Origin of the sequence: Paracoccus kondratievae (assembly GCF_009301415.1) — a bacterium.
In the GTDB taxonomy this organism is placed as follows: domain Bacteria; phylum Pseudomonadota; class Alphaproteobacteria; order Rhodobacterales; family Rhodobacteraceae; genus Paracoccus; species Paracoccus kondratievae.
This window is the reverse complement of the sequence record NZ_CP045072.1, coordinates 1,121,905-1,144,865: the sequence shown is the minus strand read 5'-3', so window position 1 is coordinate 1,144,865 and position 22,961 is coordinate 1,121,905. Positions and strand designations below refer to the sequence as shown.

At 61.6% G+C, this 22,961-nt stretch carries 21 protein-coding genes; 14 read left to right on the top strand and 7 right to left on the bottom strand.

Annotated features, from left to right (window positions below; genetic code table 11):
• Positions 1 to 30: 30 nt before the first annotated feature.
• Positions 31 to 354 (bottom strand): antibiotic biosynthesis monooxygenase family protein, encoded by a 324-nt coding sequence (locus F8A10_RS05770; protein ID WP_010395012.1) that lies wholly within the window; start codon positions 352 to 354, stop codon positions 31 to 33.
• A gap of 113 nt (positions 355 to 467) precedes the next feature.
• Here F8A10_RS05770 and F8A10_RS05765 point away from each other — a divergent pair, with 113 nt between their 5' ends.
• Complete coding sequence (locus tag F8A10_RS05765; protein WP_010395010.1) at positions 468 to 1,517, top strand: dipeptidase; 1,050 nt, start codon at positions 468 to 470, stop codon at positions 1,515 to 1,517.
• A gap of 52 nt (positions 1,518 to 1,569) precedes the next feature.
• On the opposite strand, the gene F8A10_RS05760 is transcribed toward F8A10_RS05765, so the two are convergent.
• From F8A10_RS05760 to F8A10_RS05745, 4 genes are all read right to left on the bottom strand, one after another.
• On the bottom strand, positions 1,570 to 3,111 hold the full coding sequence (locus F8A10_RS05760) for a Ppx/GppA family phosphatase (RefSeq protein ID WP_010395008.1): 1,542 nt from the start codon (positions 3,109 to 3,111) through the stop codon (positions 1,570 to 1,572).
• Positions 3,112 to 3,176: 65 nt separating this feature from the next.
• Positions 3,177 to 5,342: an RNA degradosome polyphosphate kinase gene (locus tag F8A10_RS05755; protein WP_029371790.1), complete on the bottom strand. Its 2,166-nt coding sequence runs from the start codon at positions 5,340 to 5,342 to the stop codon at positions 3,177 to 3,179.
• Positions 5,343 to 5,371: 29 nt separating this feature from the next.
• A complete protein-coding gene (locus tag F8A10_RS05750) occupies positions 5,372 to 6,061 on the bottom strand; it encodes a P-loop NTPase family protein (protein WP_010395002.1) in 690 nt (229 codons plus the stop codon).
• 3 nt (positions 6,062 to 6,064) lie between these two features.
• On the bottom strand, positions 6,065 to 7,369 hold the full coding sequence (locus F8A10_RS05745; RefSeq protein ID WP_085502541.1) for an AI-2E family transporter: 1,305 nt from the start codon (positions 7,367 to 7,369) through the stop codon (positions 6,065 to 6,067).
• Positions 7,370 to 7,499: 130 nt separating this feature from the next.
• On the opposite strand from F8A10_RS05745, the gene proS reads away from it, so the two are divergent.
• The 13 genes from proS to mnhG all read left to right on the top strand — a co-directional run bounded on the left by proS (position 7,500) and on the right by mnhG (position 21,247).
• The gene (gene proS / locus F8A10_RS05740) at positions 7,500 to 8,852 is read left to right on the top strand and encodes a proline--tRNA ligase (protein ID WP_010394998.1); all 1,353 of its coding nucleotides are present in this window, start codon (positions 7,500 to 7,502) and stop codon (positions 8,850 to 8,852) included.
• A 104-nt stretch (positions 8,853 to 8,956) separates the two neighbouring features.
• Entirely contained in the window at positions 8,957 to 10,123 is a 1,167-nt protein-coding gene (locus F8A10_RS05735) for an SGNH/GDSL hydrolase family protein (protein ID WP_085502540.1), read from the top strand.
• Between the two features lie 64 nt (positions 10,124 to 10,187).
• Positions 10,188 to 11,252 carry a glycosyltransferase family 61 protein gene (locus F8A10_RS05730; RefSeq protein WP_152366886.1) on the top strand — a complete coding sequence of 355 codons (1,065 nt, stop codon included), beginning with the start codon at positions 10,188 to 10,190 and terminating at the stop codon, positions 11,250 to 11,252.
• Between the two features lie 84 nt (positions 11,253 to 11,336).
• Positions 11,337 to 11,873 carry a serine O-acetyltransferase gene (locus tag F8A10_RS05725; RefSeq protein WP_227493338.1) on the top strand — a complete coding sequence of 179 codons (537 nt, stop codon included), beginning with the start codon at positions 11,337 to 11,339 and terminating at the stop codon, positions 11,871 to 11,873.
• Positions 11,866 to 13,437: an AMP-binding protein gene (locus F8A10_RS05720; protein ID WP_152366884.1), complete on the top strand. Its 1,572-nt coding sequence runs from the start codon at positions 11,866 to 11,868 to the stop codon at positions 13,435 to 13,437. The genes F8A10_RS05725 and F8A10_RS05720 overlap by 8 nt, the downstream gene beginning before the upstream one ends.
• 19 nt (positions 13,438 to 13,456) lie before the next feature.
• Complete coding sequence (locus tag F8A10_RS05715) at positions 13,457 to 13,693, top strand: acyl carrier protein (protein ID WP_010394986.1); 237 nt, start codon at positions 13,457 to 13,459, stop codon at positions 13,691 to 13,693.
• Positions 13,686 to 14,933 carry a type III PLP-dependent enzyme gene (locus F8A10_RS05710; RefSeq protein WP_227493337.1) on the top strand — a complete coding sequence of 416 codons (1,248 nt, stop codon included), beginning with the start codon at positions 13,686 to 13,688 and terminating at the stop codon, positions 14,931 to 14,933. The genes F8A10_RS05715 and F8A10_RS05710 overlap by 8 nt, the downstream gene beginning before the upstream one ends.
• 145 nt (positions 14,934 to 15,078) lie before the next feature.
• Positions 15,079 to 17,949: a monovalent cation/H+ antiporter subunit A gene (locus F8A10_RS05705; RefSeq protein WP_152366882.1), complete on the top strand. Its 2,871-nt coding sequence runs from the start codon at positions 15,079 to 15,081 to the stop codon at positions 17,947 to 17,949.
• Positions 17,949 to 18,293: a Na+/H+ antiporter subunit C gene (locus F8A10_RS05700; protein WP_010394980.1), complete on the top strand. Its 345-nt coding sequence runs from the start codon at positions 17,949 to 17,951 to the stop codon at positions 18,291 to 18,293. The genes F8A10_RS05705 and F8A10_RS05700 overlap by 1 nt, the downstream gene beginning before the upstream one ends.
• Positions 18,290 to 20,095: a monovalent cation/H+ antiporter subunit D gene (locus tag F8A10_RS05695; protein ID WP_085502534.1), complete on the top strand. Its 1,806-nt coding sequence runs from the start codon at positions 18,290 to 18,292 to the stop codon at positions 20,093 to 20,095. The genes F8A10_RS05700 and F8A10_RS05695 overlap by 4 nt, the downstream gene beginning before the upstream one ends.
• A complete protein-coding gene (locus F8A10_RS05690) occupies positions 20,092 to 20,580 on the top strand; it encodes a Na+/H+ antiporter subunit E (protein ID WP_010394975.1) in 489 nt (162 codons plus the stop codon). The genes F8A10_RS05695 and F8A10_RS05690 overlap by 4 nt, the downstream gene beginning before the upstream one ends.
• Positions 20,577 to 20,858, top strand: a complete 282-nt coding sequence (locus F8A10_RS05685; RefSeq protein WP_010394973.1) for a K+/H+ antiporter subunit F — start codon at positions 20,577 to 20,579, stop codon at positions 20,856 to 20,858. Before F8A10_RS05690 ends, F8A10_RS05685 begins: the two co-directional genes overlap by 4 nt.
• Positions 20,855 to 21,247 carry a monovalent cation/H(+) antiporter subunit G gene (mnhG, locus tag F8A10_RS05680; protein WP_040601861.1) on the top strand — a complete coding sequence of 131 codons (393 nt, stop codon included), beginning with the start codon at positions 20,855 to 20,857 and terminating at the stop codon, positions 21,245 to 21,247. Before F8A10_RS05685 ends, mnhG begins: the two co-directional genes overlap by 4 nt.
• Here the strand turns inward: mnhG and aroB are convergent.
• On the bottom strand, positions 21,244 to 22,347 hold the full coding sequence (aroB, locus tag F8A10_RS05675; RefSeq protein ID WP_152366881.1) for a 3-dehydroquinate synthase: 1,104 nt from the start codon (positions 22,345 to 22,347) through the stop codon (positions 21,244 to 21,246). The genes mnhG and aroB overlap by 4 nt on opposite strands.
• The gene (locus F8A10_RS05670) at positions 22,344 to 22,880 is read right to left on the bottom strand and encodes a shikimate kinase (protein WP_010394967.1); all 537 of its coding nucleotides are present in this window, start codon (positions 22,878 to 22,880) and stop codon (positions 22,344 to 22,346) included. The genes aroB and F8A10_RS05670 overlap by 4 nt, the downstream gene beginning before the upstream one ends.
• Between the last annotated feature and the right edge of the window lie 81 nt (positions 22,881 to 22,961).

Sequence of the window (22,961 nt, the reverse complement as noted above, 5' to 3'; positions counted from 1 at the left end):
CTTTTTCGCAGGTGCAGCATTCCTGGCGGATCAACTGGCCCAGGTTTCGACAACTTCATACATCACCGGTTCGAAATGGCGGCACATGGCGTGGATTGTACGGTTACGCTCACGCATTTCGGGGGTGCGCAGCATGGCCTGATAGTCGCGCCGGTCCTGCCATTGCGAATAGGTACAGATCCGGGTCTGGGCGTCGTTCAGATGGATCGCACCCGAGACATAACCGGGCTGGCGGCTGATGACCTGATCATAGGCCTGTGACAGCGCCTCCAGCACATCATGCGCCGTGCCGGGCGACACATCAAAGGTGCAGATCACGGTCTGGCCGGAAAACTCCTTGTCGATGCGGGTCATGGCCTGGCTCTCCCTTTTTCGTGTTCACAACCTGAGCTTACGGCGAACCGTGCGAGGTTGCAGCGGTTTTCGTGCCGCGTCATGTTGGCGCTGCCCGAGCGAAAGGATAAGCGATGATTCCGGTCTTTGACGGACATAATGATTTCTTGCAGCGCATGGTGGCCGCCGGACCGGAGCGCGACCGTCTGTGGCTGGAAGGTAATGGCGAGGGGCATCTTGACCTGCCCCGCATGAAGGCTGGCGGTTTCGCTGGCGGTTTCTTTGCCATCTGGACGCCTTCTCCGTCCGGTCCTGATGACGCATTGGCGGCGATGCTGAAAAAGAACCCACCCTTTTCGCTGGGCCTTCCGCCCGAAATCGCGGCCGATGACGCCCTGCCCCATGCTATTGCCCAGGCCGGCCAGCTGATGGCGATGGAGCGGACCGGCACCCTGTCGATCTGCAAGACTGCTGCTGATATCCGTACCGCCATGGCCGAGGGTCGTGTTGCCGCTATCCTGCATATCGAGGGCGCCGAGCCGGTCACGGATATGGATGCCCTGCATGTGTGGCATGCGATGGGCCTTCGCTCGCTGGGGCCGGTCTGGTCACGCCCGACGCGTTATGGACATGGAGTGCCCTTTGCCTTTCCCTCTTCGCCGGATACCGGGCCGGGCTTGACCGATGCGGGCAAGGCGCTGGTGCGCGAATGCAATCAGCTGCGCATCATGCTGGATCTGTCGCATCTGAACGAAAAGGGCTTTGATGATATCGCCGCGCTTTCGGATGCGCCGTTGGTCGCAAGCCATAGCTGCGCCCATGCTGTCGCGGCCAGTTCGCGCAACCTGACCGACCGGCAGTTGCAAGTGATCGCTGATACAAAGGGGCTGGTCGGCCTGAATTTCGCCGTTGGGTTCCTGCACCCCGAAGGGCGCCGCGATCCGATGCACGGGTTTGAAATCATGCTGCGCCACCTTGACCATCTGCTGAGCATTCTGGGCGAGGATGGCGTGGCGCTGGGTTCGGATTTCGACGGTGCTGACATGCCCGAGGACTTGGCCGATGCCTCTGCCTTGCAGAACCTGACCGGGGCGATGCTTGACCATGGCTATGGCCGCGAACTGGTCGAAAAGATCGCCTGGAAGAACTGGCTGAACGTGCTTGAACGGACCTGGGGCGCCTGAGGCGTCCCGTCGCGCATCCCTGACATCGGTGGGGGCGCTCAAGTACCCCGGTTCAGTCGCCGGTGACGACCGGGGTCACGCCCATCGCCTCGGCCAGCGTGCGGAAACGCGCCTCAGCCACCTCGCCCATCAGGGCGCGCCCGATACGCGTCAGTTTCAGCTCCAGCTGCTTTTTCTTGCGCTGCAGTTTCAGCGTGCCTGCCTCGGCCGGGTCCTTGACCGAGAACATGGCGCCAAAGCGCATGGCCTTACCCAGAACCTCGGCCTCTCGGATCTCTTTTTCCGAAAGCAGCGCAAAAAGGGGCGCCATGGGAGAGTTCGCGCGGCTGTTTTTATAGCGGTGCAGCAACGACAGGCCCAGAAACACCCGCTCGGGATGGGACAGCGCCGCCATGTTTGCCCGGGTCACGTTGTCGAAACAGGCGTCCGCCCGGTAATCAGGGTGGGTGCGCCAGGTCGTGTCATGCAAAAGACAGGCGGCCTTGATCAGCCGGTCGCGCTCAGGCGGCAGATCGACAAAGATCGGTTCAAGAAAGTGGTATAGCTTTTTGCCAAAGCCCGGCATCCGCGCCATCTGCCTTTCGGCAAAGCGCGCCGCTTCGATCAGCGGATCGCGCGAACGCAGCCCGGCGGGCATCTGTTCATACAGCAGCCCCTCGCGGATGCCGTATGAGGACACCGCCAGCGATTTCGGCTGCAAGCTTTGCACCAGCTGGCGCAAGGCAAGGCTGGCCAGAGGCACAAGCTCAAGCCGGCTTTGCGAAATGCCGGTCATAGAGCGCATCTCGGATACGCTTTTCCCGCTGATCCATTTCACCGTCTCATATACTGCGTCGGGCGACATGCGGTATTCATGCAGGACGGTCATCGGATATTTCGCCCGCTCCATATCCAGCCGGGCGATGGCGCGCCACGAACCGCCGACCAGATAGATCTGCCCGGCATCACGGCCAAGATGCTCGGCCGCCTGCTCGATCGTGTCACGGATATGGTCGCGCAGGCCCGAGGCACCGCCCTTGACCTGTTGCAGCCGAAAGGGACCAAGCGGGGTCGAGATGCGCCGACCCACCTTGCCATCCTTGACCTCGGCAAGCTCCATCGAGTTGCCGCCGATGTCACAGACAAGGCCCTTGGCGTCGGGCCAGCCCAAAAGCACCCCTTGCGCTGACAACCGCGCCTCTTCTTCGCCGTCGATGACCCAGAGTTTCAGCCCGGTTTCTTTTTCGACCGCCTTGCGAAATGCGGGGCCGTCCTCGGCTTCGCGTACCGCGGCGGTGGCCACGCAGGTCAGCGGTTTGATCCCCATGCTGTCGGCCAGCACAGCAAAGCGGCGCAGTGCCGACATGGCGCGACGTACGCCGTCGGGGTTCAGCCGCCCGGTAGTGGCTAGTCCCTGTCCCAACCCCGCCATGACCTTTTCATTATAGAAATAGGCCGGTGAGCGGGCGGCACCGTCAAAAACCACCATGCGAATCGAGTTCGAGCCGACATCGACCACGCCAACCCGGCTAAGCGCCCTTTCCGAAGCACGCTCAAACAGCGAGCGTCCAAAGGGTTCGATGGTTTCTCCGCTTGCGGTCATGATGCCGTTCATCGGGGGTCCTCTCGATTCCGTTACCACGCCGGGCGCGTTTTGGATGGGGCAATTGCCGCGCTGCGTCAATCCATCGAGTGCATCAAAGCCGGAACGTCACGTGCACCGGCGGAGCCCCGCCCGGACAATGACGGGTTTTCCATAAAGAATTTGTGACAGGAAAACAGATCGTCACGCCCGGCAGGCAGATAACGCAAATAGCGACCGTCAGGCTGCAAAAGCCAGCTTTGCGCCTCATCCGCCATATTGGCGGCCATGATCTGGCTGGTGATCTGGGCCTTTACGGTTTCGTTGAAACATTCGACCATCGCTTCGACCCGGCGCGACAGGTTCCGACCCATCCAGTCTGCCGAGCTGATGAAAACCCGCGCTTTTTTGGACGGCAGGCCAAAGCCATTGCCGAAACAGACGATGCGGGAATGTTCAAGGAACCGCCCGACGATCGACTTGACCCGGATATTTTCGGATAGCCCGGCGATCCCGGGGCGCAGCCCGCAGATGCCGCGTATGACAAGGTTGATTTTGACCCCTGCCTGGCTGGCGGCATACAGCGCCTCGATCACGTCTTTTTCGATCAGGCTGTTCATCTTGGCCCAGATCGCCGCGGGGCGGCCGCGGCGGGCGAATTCGGTTTCGCGGGCGATCAGTTCAAGCAGCCGTTCCTTGAGGTCGATGGGCGAGATGGCAATGTTTTCCAGCCCCTCGGGCTGAACATAGCCCGACAGGAAATTAAACACCTTGGAGGCGTCGCGCCCCAGCGCGGGATCACAGGTGAAAAGGGAAAGGTCCGTATAGACCCGCGCCGTAATCGGGTGATAGTTGCCGGTTCCAAAATGACAGTAAGTGACCAGTTGGTCGCCTTCGCGCCGGACCACGGTGCTGATCTTGGCATGGGTTTTGTATTGCATGAAGCCATAGACGACATGCGCGCCCGCCCGTTCCAGCCGTCGTGATTGGCGGATGTTCGCGGCCTCGTCAAAACGCGCCTTCAGCTCGACCAGCGCCGTCACCGATTTGCCAGATTCGGCTGCCTCGCACAGCGCGTCCACGATAGGGCTGTCGCGCGAGGTGCGGTAAAGCGTCTGCTTGATCGCCAGCACATTCGGATCGCGTGCGGCCTGCGCAAGAAACCGCACCACCATATCAAAGGTTTCATAGGGGTGGTGCAGCAGCATGTCCTTTTGCCGGATGGCCGCGAACATGTCGCCGTCATGGTCCTGTACCCGCTCAGGCACACGAGAGGTAAAGGTCGGCCATTGCAGGTCGCGGCGCGAATCAAGCACCAGCTCATGCAGATCGGCCATGCCAAGCAGGCCCTCCACCTCGACCACCTCTTCGGGGTTCACGTTCAGCTCTTGCATGATCGAGCGGCGCAGACGATCCGGGGCACCCGAGGTGATCTTCAGCCGGATCACGCTGCCCCGGCGGCGACGTTTCAGTGCCGTCTCGAATTCGCGCACCAGATCCTCGGCCTCTTCTTCGACCTCAAGATCGCTGTCGCGCAGCACGCGAAAGGCGCAATGGCCGATGTCGCGATAGCCCGGAAACAGGCTTGGCAGATGCATAAGCAGCAGATCCTCCAGCCTCAGGAAGCGTTTGCCCCCCGGCAGGGCGACAAAGCGCGCCACCTGTTGCGGGATGGGTAACAGCGCCTGCATCTGCCGTCCGTCGCTTTCCCGTGCCAGTTCCAGTGCCAGCGAAAAGCCAAGGTTCGGTATGAACGGGAACGGATGGGCCGGGTCGATGGCCAGCGGAGAAAGTACTGGAAAGACCTGGTCCATGAAATGCCGGCGCAGGAATTCTTCTTCGGCGCGGGTGACGCGGCCACGCGACAGGATGGTGATATCGGCCTGTTCCATCTCGCGGCGCAGCCCGTTCCAGACCGCCTGCTGCGCGCTCATCAGCCGCCGCGCGTCAGAGTTGACCAGTGCCAGCTGCTCTGCCGAGGTCAGGCCGTCGTCGGACAGCGTCGTGTTACCCTCGCGCACCAGCTCACGCAGGCCAGCCACCCGGACGGTATAGAATTCGTCAAGATTGGTGGCCGAGATCGACAGGAACCGCAGCCGCTCAAGCAGCGGAACCCGTGGATTTCGCGCCTCATCCAGCACGCGCCAGTTAAAGGCCAGCCAGCTTATCTCGCGGTTGAAAAAGCGCGACGGCCCTTCGGGCGTGCCTTCGGGAATCTGGCGTGGAGCAGGAAACGGAGACTTGAGAAAATCGGCTTGGGTCATGTCGCGGATCGCTAAGGGATACCGGCGGATCATGCGTCGGCCGGGGACAGCTTGTCCAGCAGCTCGGCCGCCAGACGACGCGTGATGGCGCGACGATCTGCAAGGGATTCGCGGTCGATGGCAGCAACCAGCCGCCGCGCCAGATCAAGGTCGCGTTCCATCCGCAGGGCAAGCCAGTCCACCACCTCGGGCGAGACCTGGATCTGCCGGTCGGCAAACAGTTTCACCAGCACCGCAGGCAGCAGCGCGTCATCAGGCGGCCCGAGGATAGCCTGCGCCGCCGTATCAAGCCGCGAACGCAGGTCGGGCAGCACCAGTCCCCAATCGCGCGGGGCACTGCGTGCTGTGACAAGCAACAGCCCCTGCCGCGCGCCCACAAGGTTCCACAGGTGGAAAAGCCCCTGTTCCGCTGCAGGATTGCCGCCAATTTCATGCGCATCCTCGACCACCAGAGCCGCGCCGGGGCGGATCATCTCATCGACATTTTCGGGGGTCAGCGCCCAGCCGTGGCACAAAAAGGCATCGTGTTCGGCAACCCAGAACCCTGCCAGATGCGATTTGCCCGACCCCGCCCCACCGATCAGCAGCAGCCGACCCTGAGGCCACTGCTCGGGCGCATCCAGCATGGCCAGCGCGTCGCGATTTGCCGCAGTGATCAGAAAATCGTCGCGGGACGAGGCCGGTGGCATCGTCAGATCCAGGGTCAATTGTCTGGCCACTGTTCAGTCGCCCTTTTCCTGTCGGAATTCCCGCGCCTTGATCCGCAGCTCGGCCGGTGAAGGCGGGCCCGTAAAATCGGGAACCTGGCCCTTTTTCTGACGATGCAGATATTCATCCAGCAGATCGGCCAGATGTTCGTCGCGCTGCAGCTGCGCCAGCGTCACGTCGCGTGAAAGCTGGGCAAGTTGGCGGGCGCGTTCTGTCGTGCCACGCGGCACCATCTCGACCAGCATGGGCGGTGCGGGCGGAGCTGGTACATCGCGACCTGTATAAAGCGCGCTTTCCTTATAGCGCCCGACAGAAAAGCGGACCAAAACGCCAAGCGCGGCCGCCGCGGGTACCGCGACCAGCAGGCCGACAAAACCAAAGAGCGAGCCGAAAACGGTCAGGGCAAGCATCAGCCAGACCGGATGCAACCCGACATGGCCGCCGACAATCTTGGGCTGAAGGTAGTTCCCCTCGACGATCTGGCCGAGGACGAAAACGGCGATCACCGCCCCGATCCAGAAGGGCTCACCCCAGAAAGAAAACAGCGCCACGCCGATGGCGGTCGCGCCGCCGACCAGCACGCCCACATAAGGAATAAAGGAAAGCGAGGCGGCGATCACCCCGATGGCGACCCCGAACGGCAGGCCGATCAGACCAAGGCAGACCGAATAGAAGGTGCCGAGAATCAGGATCACCATGCCCTGCCCGCGCACAAAGCCCGACAGCGCCTCGTCGATCTCATGCCCAAGTTTGCGGATGGTCGCGGCATGTTCGCGCGGCAACAACTCGTCCAGCCGGTCGACCATGTTGTCCCAGTCGAGCAGCAGGTAAAAGGCGACGACCGGCACGATGACGATCAGCATCAGGACACTGACCACCCCCATGACCGAGCCCAGCACCGTGCTGACCAGCTCGCCCCCGCGCTCACTGACTTTTTCGCCGATGTTGCCAAGCGCGGTGTTGACGGGGTTCCCTTCGGTAAAGACTTCGGGGAAACGCCGCATCAGGAACTGCTGCAGCTGCCCGAACATTTCGGGTGCTGTATCGATCAGCGCAGTCGTCTGCCGCACAAGGACCGGCATCAGCAGCAAGAACAATGCGACGACCAGAATAAGGCCGCAAAGCGTCAACAGCACGACCGCGGTGGTGCGCGACAGCCCTAACCGCTCAAGCCGATCGGCGAGGGGATCGAACAGATAGGCAACCGCCGCACCCAGAATAAAGGGCATGATGGCATTGCCCAGTAGCCACAGCGTGATGAGCAGTACCAGAAATGCGCCGCCCCAATAAAGGACCTGTTTCTGCACCCGTAGTGGCATGATCCCTCGGCTCCCGTCCTCGCGTTTTCCGCTTTTCTATGTGAACGGTCCTTAGGCCGGTTGCAAGGAAGGCGTTGCTCCGCGATGTGCTCTGCGCTAACTCGTGCCGGCCCATGATGAGGAACCTGCCATGCGTCTGTCGCGCTATTTCATGCCCGTTCTCAAAGAAGACCCCAAAGAGGCCCAGATTGTCAGCCACAGGCTGATGCTGCGCGCCGGCATGATTAAACAGCAGGCGGCGGGCATCTATTCCTGGCTGCCAATGGGTTATCGGGTGCTGCGCCGCATCGAGCAGATCGTGCACGAGGAACAGGCCCGCGCCGGACATATCGCCATGCTGATGCCGACTCTGCAATCGGCTGACCTGTGGCGCGAATCCGGCCGCTATGACGATTATGGCGAAGAGATGCTGCGCATCAAGGACCGCCATAAGCGTGACCTGCTTTACGGGCCCACGAACGAAGAGATGATCACCGATATCTTTCGCGCCCATGTGAACAGCTACAAGGATCTGCCCCTGACGCTGTACCACGTCCAGTGGAAGTTCCGCGACGAAATCCGGCCGCGCTTTGGCGTCATGCGCGGGCGCGAATTCCTGATGAAAGACGGTTACAACTTTGACCTGACCAGGGAAGACGCGCTGCACGCCTATAACCGCCATTTGGTCAGCTATCTGCGCACCTATGAGCGTATGGGCCTGCAGGCGATTCCGATGCGGGCCGATGGTGGCCCGATCGGCGGCGATTACACCCATGAGTTTCTGGTACTGGCCGAAACCGGCGAATCCGAGGTCTTTTATGACAGCGAGATCACCGATCTGAAATTCGGCAGCCGCGACATTGATTATGACAGCGTCGAGCAGTGTCAGGCAGTGCTGGAAGAGTTCACCAGCCGCTACGCCCGCACCGATGAAACCCATGACGAGGCGCTGTTCAACCAGATCCCGGCCGAGCGGCGGCGCGTCGCGCGCGGTATCGAGGTGGGCCAGATCTTCTACTTTGGCACCAAATACTCCGAGCCGATGGGGGCGACCGTGGTTGGTCCCGATGGTCAGCGCGTTCCGGTGCATATGGGTTCGCACGGGATCGGCGTAAGCCGCCTTCTTGGCGCGATCATCGAGGCCAGCCATGACGACAAGGGCATTATCTGGCCCGAGGGCGTGACCCCCTTCCACGTCGGGATCGTCAACCTCAAGCAGGGCGATGCCTCGACGGACAGCGCATGTGAGGCGCTTTACAAAGAGCTGAAATCGCAGGGTTTCGACCCGCTTTACGACGACCGGGATGAACGTGCGGGCGCAAAATTCGCCACGATGGACCTGATCGGCCTGCCCTGGCGCATTACCGTCGGCCCGCGCGGCCTTGCCGCAAACAAGGTTGAGCTGACCTCGCGCCGCAACGGCCAGTCGGTCGAACTGTCCCCGCAAGAGGCGGTGGCACGGCTGAAAGAGATCTATCAGCCGGTCTTTGACGCCGCAAAATAACAACCGGCGGCCTGTCATAGGGCCCTGGATGCTCACCAATTCGCCAAGATGACAAACCGCCCCGCTCCGCTAAGGATCGGGGCGGTTTTAACAGGCGGGCAATCATGCGATCAGGGTGGACCAGAGAGGTCGTTATCGGCCTTGCCTGCAGCGTACTGATCGCCATCGTCGCCCTTTACGTGCGGCCCTGTCCGGCCCGACCCGTGACCCCGGTGCCACAGATCGCTCTGGCTGAAAACACGGCCTTCAGCGCGCGGCTGGTGCCTTGGCAGCAAAACCTTGGCCCGTTGCCCGCCGCAATTACCGGCCGAGCGGCGCCCGGTCCTGATGGCGGCTATCGTCACGAATGGCCTGCATTTCACGCCGTCGCTCGATTCGAGGGGACTTCCGTCAGCTTGCGCTTTGACGATTCGCTTAGTCGCTGGCGGGTCGACATTGACGGCTCAGCGGTCGAAATCTCGCGCCCCGGACTGCGTGACCTGTTGATTGAAGGGATTAAGCCCGGCCGCCACGAGATCCGCGCCGAAAAGATCAGCGAATCGCCGGGACCTGCGCTTTTCGGCGGGTTTTTCATAAATGACGCGGGCCGTGATCTTGCCCCGCCTGAACCCGCGCCCCGGCTGATCGAATTTATCGGTGATTCCGACACCGTCGGTTTTGCCAATACCGCCGAGCGCCGTGATTGCACTGAGGATGAGATTTACGCTGCCACGGACACCAGTCGCAGCTTTGGCCCGCAAGTGGCGCGCGCGCTGGGCGCAGATTACCGTATCATCGCACGTTCTGGCATCGGTCTTTTGCGCAATTACGGTGGCGCTGATCCGGAACGGACCATGGGGCAGCTCTATCCCCTTGCTCTGCCCGCAGACCCACAGGCGCCTGCCCTGCCCCAGCGACCGGCCGATATCATCGTGATCGGGCTTGGCTCGAATGTTTTTGGCTCGCCTCTGGATCCACAGGAGCGTTGGACGGACAACAGTGATCTTGCCCGCGACTTTGGCCCGGCGCTGGCCGATTTTGCGCGCGCGCGTGCGCAGGAAAATCCCGGTGCGCTGGTGGTGCTGCTGGGTTTTGGCGAATACGGCCCCGAGCTGGTCGAGGCCCATCACCGTGCTGCAGCATTGCTAGACGAAAGGGGTATTGCGAACCGCCTGGTGGTTCTGGACAAGCCACAGCGCAACGCCTGCCTGTGGCATCCGTCTGCCAGCGATCACGCGATGATTGCCGAGGCGTTGCTCGCAGCCCTCAAGGATACAGCTCAAGGCGGCTGATCTGCCTTGCGCTTGTCCCGTTCGTCCCTAAACTTTCCTAAAATCCAGCCAGATCCGAGCCTTCATGCCCTCGCTCAGACCGATCCATAACCGCCTGCGCCGCCTTGCCGGTCTGGACCTGGCGGAATTCTTTGACACCGCCATCGAGCGCTGGGAGATCAGCCCGGCCGAAGATGTTGAGATTCTGCCGGGCATCTGGCTGCCCGACCAGATTGACCATATCGCCCAGACAGAATTCGGCGGCCTGCCGGACATTCTGGCCCAGATGCAGGGCAATCCGGCCGAACACACCGCGCCGACCATGGGCTATCGCTTTCGTGACGTCGATTTTGTTGATGGCGTCCTTTACGCCCGCGGGGCCGAGCGTCACCTGCGCCAACGTCGCCGCTCGGGCATGATTTATCCAAAGCCGCGCGAAAACCTTGGCGGTGCGCTTTATGAAAGCTGGATCGGCAACCGCTGGTTCGGGAACTGGCTTCTGAACGACTGCCTTGCCTATCGACTGGCCGAGGCGGCGGGCAACCCTGTCACCTCGGCCCCCGCGCGCGGCGGCCATACCGCCCGTTATGAAGAGCTTTTGGGCATGTCGCCCCGGCGCATTGGAGATGTCCATTTTGACGAGCTGATCCTGTTTGACGATCTGAAAAACAACAGCAATCGCCGCGCCAGGGCACAGGAAAACCGTGCCCGCTTGTTGAATGGGCGCAAGCTTACGCCCCTGCCGGGGGTCTTTATCTTTCGCGGCGCCAGCGGGGATGCCCGTATCCTTGAAAATGAGGCCGAGATCGCCGAGCGGTTCGAGACGGAATATGGTTTCCGCACGCTTTATATCGACCGCCACAGCGCCGACGATATGGCCGAGGCCTGCGGTGCGGCACAGATGGTTGTCGGGGTCGAGGGCAGCCAGCTTGCCCATGGTGTCATCGCCATGGCACCGCGTGGCACGCTTTTGACCCTTCAGCCCGCAGATCGGGTGACGACCTCGCTAAAACTGCTGACCGATTGCTGGCAGCAGCATTATGCGATGGTGGTCGGCTCCGGGACTGCAAGCGGCTATCGGATCGGATGGGACCAGATTCAGCGCACGATGGACCTGATAGAGGACAAAAGGTCCAAAAACTCGTCCTAAACGTCAGGTTGAGCCGGGGCGGCCAATGGGAATATGGGTCCGGAATACGGATTGTTCCAAATTTTCATTGGCAAGTGCGCCGCGATGTTTAAGACCCTCAGGGACGATTACAGACGACACGGCAGTTCGCTGACCGAGCCGGCCTTTGTCTCTCTGGCCATTTACAGATACGGACGTTGGGCCATCGGGATCAAAAATCCCCCGCTGCGCTGGCTGGCTACCAAACCCTATGCGCTGATGCGCATGCTGATCCTGAACGTAACCAAGGTCTGGATCCCGCCGCAGGTCAGGCTTGGCGCCGATTTTCACATCATCCATGCCGAGGGTTCGCTGTCGATCCATCCCGATGTGGTCATCGGTGACCGCTGTGGAGTGATGCACAATGTCACCATCGGCACCAACATGGGGCCGGGTGCACCTGTCATCGGGGATGACGTCTTTATCGGGGTGAATTCCTGTGTGCTGGGGCCGATCACCATCGGCGACCGGGTGCGCATCGGGGCGAATACTGCGGTGACCGCCAATGTGCCCTCTGATTCTGTCGTCATCGGCTCACCTGCCAAGATCTATCCCAGCCTGCCGATCTTTGCGGCACGCAACAAGGCGCCGGGCGATGAGTAAGGATTTCGACCGCATCATGTGGTCCCTCATGGCCGATAATCTGCCGCATCGCGCGGGCAAGATCGCTGCGGTGGATCGCGGCCGCTCTGTCACCTATGCCGAGCTTGCGGCCGAGGCCGGATGCATTGCCGACTGGCTTGGTGCGCGAGGTATCCGTCCAGGTGACCGGGTCATCGTGCATCTGCGCAAGGGCATCGACGAGGTCGCGGCCATGTTCGGCGCATGGAAAATGGGCGCCGTGGTCGTCAATGTGAACATCCGCTGGACGCCTGCGCAACTGGCTTATGTTGCCCGCGACAGCAGGGCACGGGCAGTCATCCTGCCCCGCAACGTGCTTGACGCGCTGACGGGTGAAAACGCCTTGCCCGAGGGCACGGCCTATCTGGTTCAGGGCAAGGCCGAGGGCCTTGTCCAGGGCGCGGACCCCTGGGCGGCGCCTGCCGCTGACAGGGCCTCTGCGCCCGACGAATGCGATCCGCGCGGATTGGCGATGATCATCTACACCTCGGGTTCGACAGGTGCGCCCAAAGGTGTGATGCTGAGCCATCGCAATATTCGCGTCGGCGCGATCTCGGTTGCACAATATCTGAAACTTGACGAAAGCGACCGGCTGCTTTCCGTCCTGCCCTACAGTTTCGATGCAGGGCTGAACCAGTTGACGACAATGATGCTGACGGGCGGCACCGTCGTTCATCAACCGCTGACCATGCCGGCCGAGATCATCCGCATGGCCGCGGCCGAGGCGGTGACCGGTATCGCCGGCGTGCCTCCCTTGTGGAACCAGATCGTGCGGCTGCTGGCCGACCGGCCGACCGCTTTGCCCGCGCTGCGGCGGATCACCAATACCGGCGGCAAGATCCCCCCGAACATTCTGGAGCTTTTGCCCCAGGTGTTTCCGGGCGCGGATATCTATCTGATGTATGGGCTGACCGAGGCGTTCCGCTCGACCTACCTGCCGCCGGAACGTTTCGCGGCCAAAATGGGCTCGATCGGTCAGCAGATCCCCAATGCGCGCGTCTTTGCGATCAAGCATGGCGAAGGCATCGCCGGCCCCGAAGAGCAGGGAGAGCTGGTTCACGCCGGCCCGCTGGTCAGCATGGGTTATTGGGAAAAACCCGAAATCACCACCCAAAAGATCCGCCCCTGCCCCGAGCTTGCCCATATTCTTGGCGATGAGCCGGTGGTCTGGTCGGGCGATCTGGTTCGCGTCGATGATGACGGGGATATGTGGTTTGTCAGCCGCATGGACGAGATGATCAAGACGCTGGGCTTTCGCCTATCCCCGACCGAGGTCGAGGACGCAATCTCACAAAGCGGACTGGTCAGTGATGTCGTCGCCTTTGGGGTCGAGGATGCCGATCTTGGGCAGGCGGTCCATGCGGTTGTCAGCTACCTGCCACAGGGCGACGAAACAGCACTTGCCGCGCATTGTGCCCGTGCCATGCCCCATTACATGCGTCCGCAGCGCCATCATACCTGGCAGGGGATGATGCCGCGTACTGCCAGCGGCAAGCTGGACCGCCCGGCTATTATATCTGCCGTTAAAGCCTCATTAGATAATTGATAAAAAAAGGATTTATTTCATGAGTTTCGGTAAGGACGAATTGATCCGTTATATCAGCAATGACCTGAACATCGACACTGCGCCTGAGGGCGGGACCGAGCTTTTTTCCAGCGGCATCCTCGACTCGGTGGCGATGGTCGGGCTGATTTCATTTGTCGAGCAGCAGGCAGGCGTTCGCGTCCAGCCGGGCGATGTGACGCTGGAGAATTTCGACACCGTCGACGCCATCCTTGCCTATGTCCAATCCCTTGAGTGAGCCCGGGACCGCCACGCTGGACCGCCATCTGGCCGAGGCGGCAGAACGCTATGGTACCCCCGCCTATGTCTATGCGACCGATGTGATCACGGCGCGGCTGGCGCATCTGCGTGCGCACCTCGGTCGCTGGTTCAGCATCAGCTTTGCGGTCAAAAGCAATCCGAACCCGGCGCTTCTGGGTTGGATGCGGGATCAGGTAGACCTGCTTGACGTCTCGTCGGGCGGAGAGTTCGCGCTTGGCCGTCAAACAGGCTGGCAACCTGGGCTGATCAGTTTTACCGGTCCCGCCAAACGCGAGGCCGAATTGCGCGCAGCCATCTCGGGTGGTGTTGGAGAGCTGGTGCTGGAAAGCCTGCGCGAGGCCCGGCTTGCCGATGCCATTGCGGCCGAGCTTGGGCGCGTTCAGCCGGTCATGATCCGGCTTGCCCCTGCGCGGGTGCCCAAGGGATTTGGCGACCAGATGGCCGGCCGTCCCAGCCCCTTCGGCATTGATGTCGAGAACGCGCCGACCGAACTGCCCCAGATCGCCACCTTGCCCAACCTGCGTATTATCGGACTGCATATCTATTCCGGCACGCAATCGCTGAAATCCGAGGCGATCTGCGAGAACTGGCGCATCTTTATGCAGGTATTCTCTGAAATCTGTGTATCGCTGGACCTGCGGCCGGGAAAGCTGATCTTCGGTTCGGGCTTGGGCATTCCCTATCACCCGGGCGAAAGTGAGCTTGATCTTGCCGCCATCGCCGCCGGGGTCGGGCCTGATCTGGATGCCTTCCTTGCAGATCCGCGCTTTGCTGACACCCGGCTGGTGCTGGAACTTGGCCGCTATCTGGTCGGCCCGGCGGGCTGGTTTCTGGCCCGCGTCGTCTCGGTCAAGCAATCGCGCGGCAGCCGTATTGCCATCTGTGATGGGGGTCTGAACGCGAACCTTGCAGCCTCGGGCAATTTCGGGATGGTGCTGCGGCGCAATTACGTCATCCACCGTGTCGGCGGCGATGAAGGCGGTACCCGACCAGACGAGCCGCAGGATATTTCCGGCCCGCTCTGCACCTCGATCGACAAGCTGGGTAGCCGGGTGCTGTTGCCGCGGCTTGATGAGGGCGATCTGATCGCCATTCACGGCTGTGGAGCTTATGGGCCGACGGCCAGCCCGCTTTATTTCATCAGCCACCCCCTGCCCGCCGAGGTCCTGTTGACCGGAGAGCAGCTTTGTGACGCGACCCCTGATCGGGGCCGTTAAGGCCCCGGTTCCGCGTCCTGTTTACGGGCGCGATAAAATATTCCTGATCTTGGATTTTTACGTCACTTTTATCGATCGGGTCGGTTGTATTCCGTCCCGTCGCGCGTCTATTATCCAAACAAGCTCCAACCCAAAAAGGAAGACAATGGTTGAACAGAACCTGTTGCTGTTGCTTGTTCTGACGCCATTCGTTTCGGCCGCTTTGGCGGCTACGCTTCCTATCGGAGCACGCAATGCAGAAGCCTGGCTCGCCGGGCTGACGATGATTGTCGCGCTGGTGATCCTGGGTGTGCTTTATCCCGCTGTCACCGATGGGCAAAGTATCACCGGGACCTTTGAATGGGTCAGTTCCGTTGGGCTTGACCTGACTTTCCGCATTGACGGCTTTTCATGGCTGTTCATGGTATTGGTGGCGGGGATCGGTTTTCTGGTCATTCTCTATGCCCGCTATTACATGTCGCCCGACGATCCGGTTCCACGGCTTTATTCCTGTCTGCTGGCCTTTGCCGGGGCGATGTCGGGCCTGCTTCTGTCGGGCAATATCATCATGCTGGTGGTATTCTGGGAACTGACAAGCATCGTCTCGTTCCTGCTCATCGGCTATTGGTATCAAAGACAGGATGCACGCGACGGTGCGCGGATGTCGCTGATCGTCACTGCTTCAGGCGGGCTGTGCCTGATGGTGGCGATGATTATCCTGGGCCAGATCGCTGGCAGCTATGATCTTGAGGCGGTGTTGGCGGCCGGACCGCAGATCACCATTCATCGCCTTTATCCTGCGGTGCTGATCCTGTTCGTGCTGGGTGCGTTCACTAAATCGGCGCAGTTCCCGTTCCATTTCTGGCTGCCCAATGCCATGGCCGCACCGACACCGGTGTCGTCTTATCTGCATTCGGCGACCATGGTGAAGGCCGGGGTCTTTGTTCTGCTGCGCTTTCACCCGGCGCTTGGCGGTACAGATTTGTGGTTCATGATCGTTACCGGAATCGGGCTGGCGACGCTGTTGCTTGGTGCTGTAATTGCGCTTTTCCGCCACGATCTGAAAGGGCTGCTTGCCTATTCCACCATCAGCCATCTGGGGCTGATAACGGCGCTGGCCGGCATCGGCACGCCTTTCGCGCTGATCGCTGCGGTGTTCCACATTGTCAATCACGCGGTCTTCAAGGCTTCGCTGTTCATGGCCGCCGGCATCATTGATCATGAGACCGGGACCCGCGACATGCGCCGCCTGTCAGGATTGGCGCGCGCGATGCCGGTGACAGCGGCACTGGCAATCATCGCCTCGGGCGCCATGGCTGGGGTGCCATTGCTGAACGGGTTTTTGTCGAAAGAGATGTTCTTTCAGGCGACCTATGTCTGGAACAACGGCAGCTTTCTTGACAATTTTGCGCCTTATGTCGCGGTTGTGGCCGGTGCCTTTAGTGCCGCCTATTCGCTGCGCTTTATCGTGACGGTATTTTTCGGCCCGCCCGCGACCGATCTGCCGCATGAACCGCATGAACCGCCGCTGTTGATGCGGCTGCCGGTGGCAATCCTTGTGGCGATCTGCCTTGCTGTGGGCATATTCCCCCAGCAGGTTCTGGGCACATGGCTGCAGACGGCCAGCTTTGCCGTCGTCGGACCTGATCTGCCGCATTTCAGCCTTAAGATCTGGCATGGCGTCAACCCGCCCCTGATCATGAGCATGATCGCCATGACGCTGGGCGCGGTGATCTATCTGATTCCGCGCCGGGTGATCGATTCGGGCGAGGATGGGACGCGGATCATGCGAAAGCTTGATTTCGCGCATGGGTTTGACTGGCTCTTGCAGATGCTGACAACCCGCCTGCCGCGACTTGCGCTGCGCGTGCTGTCGGCGAACGGGCTGCAGGCGCAACTGCGCGCCATGGTCCTGTTGTCACTTGCGGCCTCTTGGTTCGTGCTGCGTACGCTGGACTGGAACGTACCGATGCCAAAGATCGGCGCGAATGAGCTGGTCTTTGCGCTGCTATGGCTCGTTGGCGGCACCTGTGCTGTCGGGGCGGCATGGCAGGCCAAGTATCACCGCTTTGCCGCGCTGGTGCTGATGGGGGGCGCGGGGCTTGTCACCTGCGCAACCTTCGTCTGGCTGTCGGCCCCCGACCTTGCCGTGACCCAGCTGCTGGTCGAGATCGCGACCACCGCGCTGTTGCTTCTGGGCCTGCGCTGGCTGCCCAAGCGTGACAAAGAGATCCCGGGCGACAACAACCTTGCCGCCCGTGCCCGCCGCAGCCGCGACCTGCTGATTGCCCTGGCCTGTGGGACCGGCATGACCGCGCTGGCGCTGGCGGTGCTGCTGACTACGCCCGGCGCTTCGGTCGGTGACTGGTTCCTGCGTAACGCCTATGTCGAAGGCGGAGGCACCAACGTCGTCAACGTCATCCTTGTCGATTTCCGCGCTTTCGACACCTTTGGCGAAATCACTGTTCTCGCCATCGTCGGGCTGACGGTTTATGCGCTGCTTCGCCGCTTCCGACCCGCACCGGAGAGTGTCGAGCGCCCGCGTCCGCAGCTTGATGCCGAGGAACAGGCGCTTGAGGCCTATCTGTTTGTTCCGGCTGTACTGATGCAATGGATGTTTGCGCCGATCATCGCGTTGTCGGCCTATCTGTTCTTCCGCGGCCATGACCTGCCGGGTGGCGGCTTTGCCGCCGGGGTCACGCTGGCTGTCGGCCTGTTGCTGCAATATGTCGCTGCCAATGTGCGCTGGGTCGAGGCCCGCCTGACCGTGCTGCCGGTGCGCTGGATGGCCTCGGGGCTGACGATCTCGGCCGCGGTCGGGGCGGGCTCGTGGATATTTGGCTATCCGTTCCTTAGCGCCCATGCGCAATATGTGGATATTCCGGTGATCGGAAAGGTGCCCTTCTCGACCGCGATGCTGTTTGACTTTGGCGTGTTTTCGCTGGTGCTGGGGGCCATCGTGCTGATGTTGATCGCCATCGCTCACCAGTCACTACGTGTCGCCCGCCCCTCAGACACCGGCAAGGAGCTGAAGTAATGGAACTGATCCTTGCCCTTGCCATTGGTGTTCTGGTCGGCTCAGGGGTCTGGCTGATGCTGCGCCCGCGCTCATATCAGGTGATCGTCGGGCTGTGTCTGCTGGCCTATGGGGTAAACCTGTTCATCTTTGCCATGGGCCGGCTTTATGTTGGTGCGGCCCCGATCATGCCCAAGGGCGGTTTCGTCGATCCGACCGCCTATGCCGACCCGCTGCCACAGGCGCTGGTACTGACGGCCATCGTCATCAGCTTTGCCACCACCGCGCTGTTCCTTGTGCTGATGATCGCCTCGCGCGGGGTGACGGGCACCGACCATGTCGATGGTAAGGAGCGGCATTCATGATCAATACCGGCGTCGCGCCCGACCATATGATGATTGCGCCGATCCTGATCCCGATCGTCGCGGGCGCGATCATGCTGTTTTACAACGACCGTAACCGGCAGACCAAGCTGATCATGGGGCTGGTTGCGGTCGGGTTGACCTTTCTTGCCTCGATCGAACTGGTTTCGGATGTGAAATCTGCGACCGAACAGGGGGGTACGGTTGTCGGCCTGTACCGGCTTGGCGACTGGCCGGTGCCGATCGGCATTGTGCTGGTGCTCGACCGTCTTTCGGCGATGATGGTGATGCTGACCGCCCTGCTTGCGGCGCCGTCGCTGATCTATGCGGCAGCGGGCTGGCACGGCAAGGGTCAGCATTATCACAGCATGTTCCAGTTTCTGCTGGCGGGGGTAAACGGCTCTTTCCTGACCGGAGACCTCTTTAACCTCTTTGTTTTCTTTGAGGTCATGCTTGCTGCCTCATACGGGTTGATGCTGCACGGTTCAGGACCCGAAAGGATCAAGGCCGGGCTGCATTACCTTGCCGTGAACCTTGCCGCCTCGCTGTTCTTCCTGATCGGGGTGGCGTTGGTCTATGGCACCACCGGCACGCTGACTATGGCCGATATCGGGCGCGCGCTTTACTGGCTCGACGATGCCGAGCGGGTGCTGTTCCATGCCGCCGCGGGCCTGTTAGGCCTTGCCTTCCTGATCAAGGCGGCAAGCTGGCCCTTGTGCTTCTGGCTGCCGCCGACCTATGCGGCTGCCTCGCCGCCTGCCGCCGCGATCATGGCGATCATGACCAAGGTCGGGATCTATGTGATCCTGCGCCTGTCGCTGTTGGTACTGGGGCCGGATGCCGGACCCTCGGCGGGGTTTGGCGCCCCGGTTCTGATGATCGGCGGTGTCCTGACCATGGGCTTTGGCATGATCGGCATCCTTGGCACGCCTGAGCTGGTGCGCAAGGGCGGCTATCTGGCCATCATTTCGTCCGGCACCGTGTTGACCGCGATCGGGTTTGCACAGGCCGGAGGCGGCAGCCTGATGCTGGGCGGCGCGCTTTACTACATGGTCGGCTCGACCGCCGCGATCTCGGCCTTTTTCCTGATTGCCGAGCCGGTCAGCCGCAATGACGAAGGCGATGACGATGCCCCGGTCGAGGATGACGGCTTTGACCCGCTGTCGGAACGCTGGGCGCCAATGGGCCTTGGCACCGTCGAGGACACCACCGCCCCGGCGAGCCAGCGCACCGTCAGTTGGCTGACCATGTCGATCTGTTTCTCTCTTGTCGCGGCGATGATTGCAGGTCTGCCGCCGATGCCGGGCTTTATCGGCAAGCTTGCGATCCTGCGCGGGGCCATTCAGGATAACCTATCGACAGCGGGTTATCTGCCGATGGTGCTGTGGGTCTATGCCGCCATGCTGATCCTGTCAGGGCTCGGGGCGCTGATTGCGCTGATGCGCTTTGGTATCCGCCGTTTCTGGGCCGAGGAAGGGCCAGCCCCGCGCATCCTTGCACTTGAGGTGGTTCCGGTGGTCCTGCTGCTTGGCATGATTGCGTTGCAGACGGTGCGAGCCGATGCGCTGCTGGGTTATACTCGGGACACCGCCCGTGCGCTGCTGGAACCAGGGGTTTATCGCAAGGCCGTGCTGGCGGGTGCGCAGGACGTACGTGCAGCCCCGGTTTCCAGCCTTGCGCCTGATCCGGCCCCCGCCCCGGACGAGGCCCCCGAGGCAGAGGCCGCAGCGCCTGAAACTCGACCGCAGCCAGAGCCCGCCCCCGCGGCGGAGATGGCCAGCCCAGAGACGCAGGTGAACCCATGAGCCGGCTGATCCCTCATCCCGTCCTTTCGGCGACGCTGGTGGTGATGTGGCTGATCCTGACCGCCTTCAGCCTGGGCCACCTGCTGCTTGGCACGCTGATCGCGCTTGGCGCGGGCTGGTCGGTCGAACATCTGCATCCGCCTAAACCTGTTTTCCGGCGCTGGCTGGCAATTCCCCGGCTGATGGCTATCGTCGCGGTCGATATCCTGCGCTCGAACATCACCGTCGCGCGCGTGCTGATCCTTGGGCCCAACCATCCGGCCTATCACTCGGGCTTTGTCGAACTGGCGCTGACGATGCGCGACCCGAATGCCATTGCGGTACTGGCAATCATCCTGACCAGCACCCCCGGCACTGCCTGGATCGAATTCGATCAGGAGGAGGGTCGGCTGTTGCTGCATGTCCTCGATCTGCGCAGCGCGGATGACTGGCAAAGCATCGTCCACGACCGTTACGAGAGGTTGCTGATGGAGATTTTCGAATGACGGCCGAGATCCTGCGCTTTGCCCTGGGCTATGCCCAGATCGCCCTGATCCTGGCGCTTGCGCTGGCCTGCTGGCGTATGCTGATCGGACCGCGTGCTCAGGACCGGGTGCTTGGCCTGGATACCATGTATATCAACGCTATGCTGCTGTTTCTCGTCATCGGCATGAGCAATGGCAATGTCTTCTTTTTTGAGGGTGCGCTGGTCATTGCCGTGCTTGGCTTTGTCACCACCGTTTGCGCGGCGAAATTCCTGATGCGGGGCGAGGTGATCGAATGATGCATCTTGAGCAGTTGCCCCCATGGGCGGCGATCATCATCGCGTTGTTTGTGGTCATCGGTGCCACGCTGACGCTGCTGGGAGGCGTAGGGCTGGTGCGGCTGAAAAGCTTTTACCAGCGGCTGCACGCCCCGACGCTGGGCTACAGCTATGGGACACTGCCTATTATTCTGGCCTCGATGCTGATGTTTTCGCTGACCGAGCAGCGGCTGGTCGTCCACGAGCTGATGATCGGCATGTTCATCCTGATCACCACACCGATCACCTTGCTGATGCTGGGTCGGGCGGCACTGCGGCGTGATCGCGACCGCAAGCTGGGTCATGATGAGATTGTGCCGCCGCGCAACCGGCCAGAACCGCCGACCGAGGAACCGGCCAAAGACGCCTAGCGCGACTCGGCCAGCACCTGACGCAGCATTGCCGGATCTACTTCGTCCGTGACAAAAGCCTGACCGATCCCCCGCGCCAGAACAAAGCGCAGCTTGCCGTCCTGAACCTTTTTGTCCTGCGCCATCAGGCCGATCAGCGCCTCGTCATCCGCCAGATCGCCGGGAATGTCGCGCAGATGTGCGGGCAGCCCCATGGCGGTAAAATGCGCAGCGACGCGTGACGGCGTTTCCTGACTGCAAAGGCCCAGCTTGGCTGATAGCGCAAAGGCCAAAGTGCAGCCAACAGCCACCCCTTCGCCATGCAGGAGCCGGTCGGAATAGCCGGTCGCAGCCTCAAGCGCATGGCCGAATGTGTGGCCAAGGTTCAAAAGCGCCCGCTCACCCTGCTCGGTCTCGTCACGCTGGACGATTCCGGCCTTCATCTCGATCGAATGGCGTACCGCGCGCTGACGCAGGGCGGGGTCCGAGATCAGCTCTGCGGCATTCGCCTCCAGCCATTCAAAAAAGGTCTCGTCGCCCAAAAGGCCATATTTCGCCACCTCGCCATAACCGGCGCGGAAGTCGCGCAGGGCAAGCGTGGTCAGCACGTCGATATCGGCCAGCACCAGCGCAGGCTGATGGAAGGCGCCGATCAGGTTCTTGCCCTGAGGGCTGTTGATGCCGGTTTTGCCGCCAACCGAACTGTCCACCTGCGCCAGCAGCGTTGTCGGAATCTGCACGAAGCGCACGCCCCGGCGCAGAATCGCGGCGGCAAAGCCCGCAAGATCACCGATCACCCCACCGCCAAGGGCGATGACCAGATCCTTGCGCTCGATCCTCTGCTCAAGCAGCCATTCGACCGCGCGACCCAGCTCGGCCCAGCATTTCGTCCCCTCTCCCGCAGGCAGGGCGAGAGCCCTAGCATTGACCCCCTGAGCGGCCAGCGTCTCTTGCAGTGCAGGCAGATGCAGGCGCGCCACCGTTTCATCGGTCAGGATGGCCACACGGCGTTTGCCGGCAAGTGCGACGATCTCTTCACCCGCGCGGCTTAGCAGTCCCTGCCCGATGCGCACGTCATATGAGCGCTCGCCAAGCTCAACGTGAACGGTCTCGATGCTCATTTGCCCTCCAGTATCGCGGGATTATATGCCTCTATCGCAGCCAGTACGCGATTCGCTGTCTGTTCTATGGTGTCGCCGCGCTGCGCGGGCACGCGGATATCGGCCAGCGCATAGACGGGACTGCGTTCGGTCAGCAGCCGTTCAAGCGTGCCGCGCGGATCGGCGGTCTGCAAAAGCGGCCTGGTCGGTCGATGGCGGACGCGATGCCAAAGCGTCTCAAGATCGCAGTCAAGCCAGACTGCCACGCCGTCTTGAGCGATACGCCCGCGGTTTTCGGGACGCAGCCATGCACCGCCGCCTGTTGAGACAATTCCGGGGCCTGATGAAAGTACGCGGCGCAGCACCTCTGATTCGCGGGCGCGAAAGAACTCTTCACCGTCGCGGGCAAAGATTTCGGGGATCGACATGGCGGCGGCACGCTCGATCTCGGCATCGGTATCATGGAAAGGCCGATTCAGGCGGCGCGCAAGCTCTCCCCCGATTGCGGTCTTTCCCGCCCCCATCATCCCGATCAGCACGATGTTACGCCGCATCACCACCTTGATCCTGCCTCTTGCAACCGGACAGACAGATGGCGTGATCTTTCGGGAAATGCCATATATATTTCACACGAA

Excerpts from the sequence above, each read along its gene's own strand:
- F8A10_RS05770 (WP_010395012.1), bottom strand. The coding sequence starts at position 354 with ATGACCCGCATCGACAAGGAGTTTTCCGGCCAGACCGTGATCTGCACC.
- F8A10_RS05765 (WP_010395010.1), top strand. The coding sequence starts at position 468 with ATGATTCCGGTCTTTGACGGACATAATGATTTCTTGCAGCGCATGGTG.
- F8A10_RS05760 (WP_010395008.1), bottom strand. The coding sequence starts at position 3,111 with ATGAACGGCATCATGACCGCAAGCGGAGAAACCATCGAACCCTTTGGA.
- F8A10_RS05755 (WP_029371790.1), bottom strand. The coding sequence starts at position 5,342 with ATGACCCAAGCCGATTTTCTCAAGTCTCCGTTTCCTGCTCCACGCCAG.
- F8A10_RS05745 (WP_085502541.1), bottom strand. The coding sequence starts at position 7,369 with ATGCCACTACGGGTGCAGAAACAGGTCCTTTATTGGGGCGGCGCATTT.
- proS (WP_010394998.1), top strand. The coding sequence starts at position 7,500 with ATGCGTCTGTCGCGCTATTTCATGCCCGTTCTCAAAGAAGACCCCAAA.
- F8A10_RS05735 (WP_085502540.1), top strand. The coding sequence starts at position 8,957 with ATGCGATCAGGGTGGACCAGAGAGGTCGTTATCGGCCTTGCCTGCAGC.
- F8A10_RS05730 (WP_152366886.1), top strand. The coding sequence starts at position 10,188 with ATGCCCTCGCTCAGACCGATCCATAACCGCCTGCGCCGCCTTGCCGGT.
- F8A10_RS05725 (WP_227493338.1), top strand. The coding sequence starts at position 11,337 with ATGTTTAAGACCCTCAGGGACGATTACAGACGACACGGCAGTTCGCTG.
- F8A10_RS05720 (WP_152366884.1), top strand. The coding sequence starts at position 11,866 with ATGAGTAAGGATTTCGACCGCATCATGTGGTCCCTCATGGCCGATAAT.
- F8A10_RS05715 (WP_010394986.1), top strand. The coding sequence starts at position 13,457 with ATGAGTTTCGGTAAGGACGAATTGATCCGTTATATCAGCAATGACCTG.
- F8A10_RS05705 (WP_152366882.1), top strand. The coding sequence starts at position 15,079 with ATGGTTGAACAGAACCTGTTGCTGTTGCTTGTTCTGACGCCATTCGTT.
- F8A10_RS05700 (WP_010394980.1), top strand. The coding sequence starts at position 17,949 with ATGGAACTGATCCTTGCCCTTGCCATTGGTGTTCTGGTCGGCTCAGGG.
- F8A10_RS05695 (WP_085502534.1), top strand. The coding sequence starts at position 18,290 with ATGATCAATACCGGCGTCGCGCCCGACCATATGATGATTGCGCCGATC.
- F8A10_RS05690 (WP_010394975.1), top strand. The coding sequence starts at position 20,092 with ATGAGCCGGCTGATCCCTCATCCCGTCCTTTCGGCGACGCTGGTGGTG.
- F8A10_RS05685 (WP_010394973.1), top strand. The coding sequence starts at position 20,577 with ATGACGGCCGAGATCCTGCGCTTTGCCCTGGGCTATGCCCAGATCGCC.
- mnhG (WP_040601861.1), top strand. The coding sequence starts at position 20,855 with ATGATGCATCTTGAGCAGTTGCCCCCATGGGCGGCGATCATCATCGCG.
- aroB (WP_152366881.1), bottom strand. The coding sequence starts at position 22,347 with ATGAGCATCGAGACCGTTCACGTTGAGCTTGGCGAGCGCTCATATGAC.
- F8A10_RS05670 (WP_010394967.1), bottom strand. The coding sequence starts at position 22,880 with ATGCGGCGTAACATCGTGCTGATCGGGATGATGGGGGCGGGAAAGACC.